Source organism: Cupriavidus sp. SK-3 (assembly GCF_000611145.1).
Classification (GTDB): Bacteria; Pseudomonadota; Gammaproteobacteria; order Burkholderiales; family Burkholderiaceae; genus Cupriavidus.
In genome coordinates this window covers 88,133-94,594 of record NZ_JFJV02000240.1, presented here as the reverse complement: position 1 = coordinate 94,594, position 6,462 = coordinate 88,133, and the positions used below count along the sequence as shown (strand labels likewise).

At 66.3% G+C, this 6,462-nt stretch carries 6 protein-coding genes; 1 reads left to right on the top strand and 5 read right to left on the bottom strand.

Going from position 1 to position 6,462, the window contains the following annotated elements; genetic code table 11:
• Positions 1-141: 141 nt before the first annotated feature.
• Positions 142-1,491: an ATP-binding protein gene (locus tag CF70_RS25195; protein ID WP_035871030.1), complete on the bottom strand. Its 1,350-nt coding sequence runs from the start codon at positions 1,489-1,491 to the stop codon at positions 142-144.
• A 13-nt stretch (positions 1,492-1,504) separates the two neighbouring features.
• On the bottom strand, positions 1,505-2,227 hold the full coding sequence (gene ompR / locus CF70_RS25190; protein WP_006576352.1) for a two-component system response regulator OmpR: 723 nt from the start codon (positions 2,225-2,227) through the stop codon (positions 1,505-1,507).
• Between the two features lie 256 nt (positions 2,228-2,483).
• Between ompR and CF70_RS25185 the strand changes: the two genes are divergently transcribed.
• Complete coding sequence (locus tag CF70_RS25185) at positions 2,484-2,810, top strand: hypothetical protein (protein WP_035871029.1); 327 nt, start codon at positions 2,484-2,486, stop codon at positions 2,808-2,810.
• 146 nt (positions 2,811-2,956) lie between these two features.
• Here CF70_RS25185 and CF70_RS25180 read toward each other — a convergent pair whose 3' ends face one another.
• From CF70_RS25180 to hpnD, 3 genes are all read right to left on the bottom strand, one after another.
• On the bottom strand, positions 2,957-3,853 hold the full coding sequence (locus CF70_RS25180; protein ID WP_035871026.1) for an SMP-30/gluconolactonase/LRE family protein: 897 nt from the start codon (positions 3,851-3,853) through the stop codon (positions 2,957-2,959).
• A 94-nt stretch (positions 3,854-3,947) separates the two neighbouring features.
• Positions 3,948-5,222, bottom strand: coding sequence for a Zn-dependent hydrolase (locus CF70_RS25175; protein ID WP_035871024.1), 1,275 nt, complete (start codon positions 5,220-5,222; stop codon positions 3,948-3,950).
• 133 nt (positions 5,223-5,355) lie between these two features.
• A complete protein-coding gene (gene hpnD / locus CF70_RS25170) occupies positions 5,356-6,192 on the bottom strand; it encodes a presqualene diphosphate synthase HpnD (protein ID WP_035871022.1) in 837 nt (278 codons plus the stop codon).
• Positions 6,193-6,462 lie beyond the last annotated feature (270 nt).

Sequence of the window (6,462 nt, the reverse complement as noted above, 5' to 3'; positions counted from 1 at the left end):
TTGACGGCTCGCTTCGCATCGCGGGTTGGTGTGGTCCGCCCGTCGGGCGCTTCACACGGCTAAACCGAATCGTGGATCGGTTGCGGCGCTTTCATCTGAGGTTTACGGAGTGCGAGTGCAGGGCTTTGGGGGGGGGGCGCTTTACGCCCGCCTGAAAAACGCACTGACAACCAGCCCCGTGGCCGGCGCTGGCCGGTTCGCCAACATCAATCGCCCGCCATTCCGCTGCAGGATACGGTTGACAATCGACATGCCCAATCCCGCCCCCTTCGCTTCACTGCGCGCGCCATCCAGCCGGTAGAAAGGCCGCGTCAACAACGGCAACTGGGCTTCCGGCACACCATTGCCATGGTCGGCCACCGTCAGCACGGCTTCTTTGTCTTCTATCCGCGTACTGATCTCGACGACCGCCACCCCGTTGTCCTCATCCTTGGCATAGCGCCGCGCGTTTTCAACGAGGTTGTCGAGGATGCGCTGCACTTCCATGCGGTTGGCAACGGCCATCACGGGGGCGCTGGCGCGTACATGCACGCGCACATCGTCGTGCGCGCCATAGACGCCGACAGCGTCCTGGACAAGGGCGGAAAGGTCGACGGGTTCGACGGTCTCCAGCGCCGGCCGGGCGTAGTTGAGGAATTGCCCGATGATGGCGTCCATCTGTTCGATGTCGGCGATCATGGCCTCCCGTGTGGTGTCATCCACGGGCGACATTTCGGTTTCCAGCCGCAGCCGCGTGAGCGGTGTGCGCAGGTCGTGCGAAATGCCGGCCAGCATGACCACGCGGTCGTCGTCGAGCTGGCGCAGGTCGCGCACCATCTGGTTGAAGCTGTGGTTGGCCTGCGCTACCTCGCTGGCGCCGTGCTCGGGCAGGGTGGGTGGGTCGCCCCCGCCGCCGATGGCGCGCGCCGCGTTGGCCAGCCGCTTGAGCGGGTGGTTGACCAGCGACGTGATAAAGGCGGCGCCGATGATCGACAGCAGCAGCGCGGCAATACTCCACCAGAGCCACTGGATGCCGGGCACGCGTTCGAACCGTTCGGGGCTGATCGCGACCCAGTAGTCGTCGCCTTCGATCTCGAAGCTGACCCAGACCCCCGGGATGTCGTTCACCGTGGTCGCGATCACGGTGCCTTCGCCAAGCCGGCTGCGAATCTCCTGCTGCACCAGTGGGGTCAGGAAGGGATTTGTCGTCGCTACGGTGAAATCGTCGTCTTTCTCGCGCGGGTAGACCTTGATGCCTTCGTTCTGCACCAGGTCGAGCAGCAGGAAGCGCCGCCGCGCGGGGTCGGAATAGAGCAGGGCTGCGCGCGTGAGCTTGACCACGCTGACCACCTGCATGGCGACCTGCTGGGCGCGCGGAGCGCGTTCGAAGAGCCGGTAGCTCTGGAACCAGATACCCAGCGAGATCGCCAGCAAGAGGGCGATCAGCATGAAAGTTCGCCAGAACAGCGAACCGAACAGGCGCGTAGCCGTGCGGCTGATGACAGTCGCCACGATCCGCGGTGCCTTACTTCACGCCATCGGGGATGAAGACGTAGCCGAGGCCCCAGACCGTTTGTATGAAACGCGGATTGCCCGGATCGGGCTCGATGAGCTTGCGCAGGCGCGAGATCTGCACGTCGAGACTGCGGTCGAATACCTCGTATTCGCGGCCACGCGCCATTTCCATGAGCTTCTCGCGCGACAGCGGCTGGCGCGGATGCCGGGCGAAGACCTTGAGCACCGAGAACTCGCCGGTGGTCAGGGTGATCTCTTCGTCGTTCTTGGTCAGCGTGCGCGTAGCGAGGTTGAGCACGAAGTCGCCGAAAGCGAAGGTTTCCGGGGTTTCGGAGGGGGCGCCAGGGACTTCGGCGGGACCCTTGCGGCGCAGCACCGCGTGGATCCGCGCAATCAGCTCGCGCGGGTTGAAAGGCTTGGGCAGGTAGTCGTCGGCACCCATCTCGAGGCCGACGATGCGATCAACATCCTCACCCTTGGCGGTAAGCATGATGATGGGCGTCTGGTCGTTGGCGCCACGCAGCCGGCGACAGATCGACAGGCCATCCTCGCCCGGCATCATCAGGTCGAGTACTAGCAGGTCGAAACGCTCGCGCAACCAAAGCTTGTTCATCGCGGTGGCGTTTTCTGCTACCAGTACCGTGAAGCCCTGTTCGCCAAGGTAGCGGCGCAGCAGGTCGCGCAGACGGGGGTCGTCGTCTACGACGAGAATCTTGTGACTGGTATTTTCCATGGCGGTATCTTAGCGACAAACGCTTTCGGTCAAAATGGCTTAACAAAAGGTTACATACTTTACCGCGTGGTATGGGGGCGCGCATCTACCCTGCGTTTACACTGCCGCATACCGTTTCCGCAGCCAGTCCCACGGGGTTTTCGTGGGTTTCCGCCGTGAAAACTCACTGCCATGTGGCGGCGAGGCGGGGCTACCGGATTTCCGGCTTCCGGCGGTCCTGCTACTGCCGCTTCCGAAGCCAAAACCGCCATTATCAATGAAAGTCACCCGCAAGCGCGCCGGGCGTACCTTTTACCGCGCCGGCGCGGCTGTCGCGCTGCTGCTTGCTGCCAGTGCGGGATACCCGCAATCGCCTGGCATGGCGCACTTGCTGCCTGGTCCCGGCAAGGCCGGACTCCGTGAGGGCGGCCCGCACAACGGGCAAGATGAGGCGCGCGCGCGCGCCGGAAAGTACCGCACCGAGCGCGATCTGAACGAGCGTCTGCCCCGCGCACTTCCAAACGACAAGCTCTCGCCGGACGAGCGGCGCAAGCTGCGCCAGAACCTGTATGAACTGGGGCGGGAGATGTACCAGGGCGGCTAGGCCGCGCATATGACGCAGCTTGGCATAGTGCGCGGCATCCGGCTATCGGGGTGCGTCCTACTTCTGGCCTGTAGGCCCGCCTGCAGCCGCCGCCGGCGTCCCGGTCCTTCCCAAGACGTTCCCGCCGGTTGCCATGCCGGCGCCTTTCAGGGCAGGCCGGCGTGCGGCACTTCCACTTCGGTCATCAGGATATGGCCCAGGCGGGAGGCGCGGCGCTCGGCCTCATCGAAATTCGGCGCCGCGGCCAGGAACAGCGTGGTGCCTCGCGGGCCACCCAGGGCTGCCGCGAATATGCCCGTCCCGCAGGCGATCTCTTCAGCGATATGGCCGCCGGGCATCACCCGCAATACACGATTACCGATAGCGTCGGCCACCCACAGCGCGCCTTCCGCGTCCTGCGCGCAGCCATCCGGCGCGACCTTGGCGCCGCCCAGCACCTGAGCCAGCTCGGTGCCGGCAGGCTGGCTGCCGAACAGCGCCCAGTCGCGGCGGGGGCCAAGCGAGCCATCCGCGTGCAGATCGAACGCCGAGATCCGGTTGCCAAGCGTCTCCCCAACCACCAGTGACTTGCCGTCCGGCGTAATGACCGAGCCGTTCGGAAAGAACAGGCCGTCGGCCACCACGGTGACCGTGCCATCGGGATCGACCCGCGCCAGGCTGGCGGTGCGCATGGGCGCGCCGGCCATCAGGTCGAAGCCGAAATTGCCCACATAGGCACGGCCGTGCTGGTCCACCACCATGTCGTTCACATGCCCGCTGGCCACTGCTGAGAGGTCGGCATGCACGCTGAGGCTGCCGTCCGCTTCGCGCCGCAGCAGCTTGCGGTCGCGCATCGAGACGATCAGCAGGCGCCCGTCCGGCAGCCAGCCCAGGCCCGAAGGCTGCTGGGGTACCTCGGCGATCGGCTCGACGGTGCCATCCAGGCTCACCGCCATCACCCTGTGCGTGTAGAAATCCGAGAGCCAGAGCCGGCCCTCGTGCCAGCGCGGGCCTTCCAGGAAGGTGTGTCCCTCGGTCAGTACCGACAATTCGCGGCGCGCCATGCGTGTCTCCTTTGTGATCTTTCGATCTTGTGATTGGATGTGCCTACATCCAATACGATTTGTGCCGGGATCGCAAGCGTGCCGCAGGGGGGTGTCAGGCGCGCGGCTGGAAATGCCGCAGGAAGTCGACGAAGGCCTCGGCGGCCTGCTGGGCGTCGTCCGCGGTGATGGTCTCGAGCGGGTTGTGGCTGATGCCACCGTTGCCGCAGCGCACGAAGAGCATCGCCACGTCGGTAATGCGCTGCATCATCATGGCGTCGTGCCCCGCGCCCGAGGGCAGTTCGTAGGCTTGCAGGCCGCGCTTTTTCAGCACCGCGCCAAACTGGTCCATCAGCCAGCGCGCGCAGGGCGCGTTGTTCACCGGCGGCACGCGTTCCACCTCGGCAGCGAGGCCGCGGCGCGCGGCGATCGCCTGGATGCCGGCTACGATGTCGGCAATGGCGGCCTCGCGGATGCCATCCTCGCCAGCGCGGATGTCCATGGAAAACACGCATTCGGCGGGGATGACGTTGCTTGAGCCGTTCGGCACCTGCAACTGGCCCACCGTGCCGACCAGCGCGGGCACCTCGGCGCAGCGCCGTTCCACCAGCAGCACCATTTCGGCGGCGGCCGCGGCGGCGTCCTTGCGCATGGTCATGGGGGTGGTGCCGGCGTGGCTGGCCAGGCCTTGCACGCGTACCTGGAAGCGGCTGCTGCCTGCAATCTGCGTGACCACGCCGAGCGGCAGGCCGTGGTGCAGCAAGACCGGGCCTTGCTCGATATGGACTTCGACAAAGCCATGCAGGGTAGCGGGGTCCACCGCCGCGGCTTGCAGGGCTTCAATGGCGCCCGCGCCCGGCAGGCCAGAGGCGGCCAGCGCTTCGCGCAGCGTCACGCCATCGGTGTCGGTGCGGTCCAGCAAAGCCGGGTCGAAGCGCCCGGCCAGCACGCTGCTGGCCAGGAAGCTGGTCTTGAAGCGCAGCCCTTCCTCTTCGGCGAAACCCACCACGTCAAAGTGATAGGGCAGGCGGATGCCGGCGGCATTGAGCGCGCCCACCACGGCAACCGGCAGCAGGATGCCGAGCCGGCCGTCATAGCGGCCGCCGTTGCGCACCGTGTCGAAGTGCGAGCCGGTCATCAGCACGCGCGCCGCATCGCCCACGGCCGGATCGGCGGCATAGCGGCCGATCACATTGCCGATGGCATCGATGCGAACCCGCATCCCCGCCGCCTCCATCCATTCGGCCAACCGGGCCTGCGCGGCGCGGTGGGCGGGCGTCAGGTAGGCGCAAGTCAGGCCACCCTCCATGTCCGAGAAGCGCGCCAGGGCGGCAGCCTGGTCAAGAATGGCCTGGCCAAGCGGAAAGGGGGGCTGGGGAGATTGGGTCATGGCGGTTGCGCGGAAGGGAAGGCAGAGACAATGCGGAAATCCTCGCGCCCGGAAGCGGGCGTGAGGATTCGTGATGATACCCGGGCGCGGGCCGCCAGGAGCCCGTCGCGCCCGGCGGGCACTCAGGCGGCAGTCAGCGATTGCCCATCCAGGTCTTCCATGCGATCCACAGCTTGCGCATCGGCGTCAGCGAGATGCGCTGGTTCAGTACCTGGAAGCCGCTGGCCTCGACTTCATCAAGCAGTGTCTGGTAGATCGCGCCCATCACCAGGCCGGCGCGCTGGGCGCGGCGATCGGCGCGGGGCAGCAGCGCCAGCGCTTCCCGGTAGAGCGCGCGGGCCTGTTCGGCCTGGTGGCGCATCAACGTCACGAAGCGGTCCGAATGGCTGGCCTGGTTGATCTCGGACACGGGTACCTGGAAGCGCTGCAGCGTGTTGACCGGCAGATAGATCCGGCCGCGCCGGGCGTCCTCACCGACATCGCGCAGGATATTGACCATCTGCAGCGACAAGCCCAGCTTTTCCGCGAATTCGAGCGTGCGCGGATCCTGATAGCCCAGGATGCGCGCGCTCATGGTGCCGACCACACCGGCCACGCAATGGCAATAACGCGCGAGCGCGATGTCATCAAGGTAGCGCGACTGGGTCAGGTCCATCTCCATGCCTTCGAGCACTTCGCCGAACATCGACTGCGTCAGGCCGTATGCCTGCACGTGCGGCTGGAGCGCCTTGGTGACGGGGTGGGTGGGTGCGCCATTGAACATCTGGCCAAGCTCGCTGCGCCACCAGGCAAGCTGTTGGTGGGCAACGCTGGCGTCCTGGGTGTCGTCCACCACATCATCGACTTCCCTGCACCAGGCGTAGAGCGCGGTGATGGCCTGCCGCCGCTCCGGCGGCAGGAACAGGAAGCTGTAATAGAAACTGGAGCCGCTCTGCGCGGCTTTCTCTTGGCAATACTGATCGGGCGTCACGCCGGTCTCGGGTCGGTGATTGGGGGGCTTTATGCCTGCGGGCGTCGCCGCGGCCTGTCTGGCGGAACATGGGGGCCGGCCTGGGTGCAACCGGCGGCACGCGTCTTCGCGGGACGTGCCATGGCAGCGCCAGGAGCCGGGAACGTGGGTGAAAGCCGCCCCGCGATTCGTGGTGAGGCCGCGCGAGCGACGGGCCGGATTGTAGCATTGCCCTCTAATGGCCTTGCGGTGCGCCATCGGCGCCAGCCAGCAGTGATGGCTGGCGCGGCA

Bases quoted from the DNA above. Each gene is read 5' to 3' on its own strand.
- ompR (WP_006576352.1), bottom strand. From the start codon at position 2,227: ATGGAAAATACCAGTCACAAGATTCTCGTCGTAGACGACGACCCCCGT.
- CF70_RS25185 (WP_035871029.1), top strand. From the start codon at position 2,484: ATGAAAGTCACCCGCAAGCGCGCCGGGCGTACCTTTTACCGCGCCGGC.
- CF70_RS25180 (WP_035871026.1), bottom strand. From the start codon at position 3,853: ATGGCGCGCCGCGAATTGTCGGTACTGACCGAGGGACACACCTTCCTG.
- CF70_RS25175 (WP_035871024.1), bottom strand. From the start codon at position 5,222: ATGACCCAATCTCCCCAGCCCCCCTTTCCGCTTGGCCAGGCCATTCTT.